We start from the raw sequence: 671 nt of genomic DNA on the forward strand, positions 1-671 counted from the left end.
AGAAGTGATTTAAATTCAGGTAGTTCAGAGCTGGCTACTAAGGAAAGCCATTGATCAATGGCCCATTGGATATTTTCTTTATCTTTAAACATTAAAACGCGTGAAAATGCTTGTTTTAATACATAGGCACGGTGTAATCTGGAAGAATAATGGAACATATCCATAAGTTTTGTGAATTCTTTGTCTGTTAGTGCTTTAAAGTGTTTTGTTAAAATTCGTTTGTTAGTTTTAAAGGTACGGCTTACATTGGATAATGTATTTTGCTCGGCTTTGCGGACCCTTTCTAAGGCAAAGGTAATGAGACGAATTAAGTGGAACCTATCGGCGACGATTTGTGCTTGAGGGAACCAATCACGCATTACAGACCGGAATTGCAACGACATATCCATCGTGATATATTTTACGTTGTTTCGTATATACCTTGGGAATTGAGCAAAGTATTTGGCTAGTTCGGTAGTATCTCGTTTGGGCAGAATATCTAATATTTTATGAGATTCTGGATCCGTGAGAATGACTTGGTACTTTTGTCCCGCTGCATTTCCTTTAAACTCATCAATAGATAAGACCGGTGGCAAGGTTGTGGGACGACTGTATTTAATTTCTTTAAAGACTCTGATGACTTGATTTACACTAACGTGGCAATGCGTAGCAACGGCTTTGAACGATATTAT

At 37.7% G+C, this 671-nt stretch carries 1 protein-coding gene; it reads right to left on the reverse strand.

Annotated elements, in window-relative coordinates; genetic code table 11:
- Positions 1–671: ISL3 family transposase (locus VER_RS08465; protein WP_162100401.1), on the reverse strand; the 671-nt coding region annotated here is incomplete at both ends.

It is taken from the genome of Veillonella sp. R32 (assembly GCF_010093125.1).
In the GTDB taxonomy this organism is placed as follows: domain Bacteria; phylum Bacillota; class Negativicutes; order Veillonellales; family Veillonellaceae; genus Veillonella_A.